The 593-nt window shown below is 61.0% G+C and carries 1 protein-coding gene; it reads left to right on the forward strand.

Going from position 1 to position 593, the window contains the following annotated elements:
• Positions 1 to 80 precede the first annotated feature (80 nt).
• A partial coding sequence (locus tag D3I60_RS01475) for an IS110 family transposase (protein ID WP_262774347.1) occupies positions 81 to 593 on the forward strand: 513 nt, incomplete at its 3' end.

Raw genomic sequence — 593 nt, forward strand, 5'->3', positions numbered from 1 at the left:
CCCAGGAGCCACCACTGCAGCACCGGCCAGCAAAACCACAACCAAACATTCGGTCACATGAGTCGAAGAAGATGAGTGACATGATCACCAACCACGCTGACATCGACGTATTCATCGGCATCGATGTCGGCAAACACAACCACCACGCCGTCGCACTCGACCGCGACGGAAAACACATGTTATCGAAGGCGCTGCCGCAGAACGAAACGAAACTCCGAGCTTTGCTTGGCCGGTTACGCAAGCACGGAACTCTGCTGGTGGTCGTCGACCAGCCCGCTACTATCGGCGCCTTGCCGGTCGCGATCGCCCACGCCGAGTCCATTACGGTCGCCTATCTGCCCGGGTTGGCGATGCGCCGCATCGCCGACCTGCACCCAGGTGAGGCGAAAACGGATGCACGCGATGCCGCGATCATCGCTGAAGCAGCCAGGACCATGCCACACACTTTGCGGGGTATTCGGGTGGCGGATGAGAACGTCGCGGAGTTGTCGATGCTGTGCGGCTACGACGATGACCTCGCGAAACAGGCAACGGCCACATCGAACCGGATCCGCGGACTGCTCACCCAGATCCACCCCGGGGTGGAGACCGTG

It is taken from the genome of Brevibacterium permense (assembly GCF_025506275.1).
GTDB lineage: Bacteria > Actinomycetota > Actinomycetes > Actinomycetales > Brevibacteriaceae > Brevibacterium > Brevibacterium permense_A.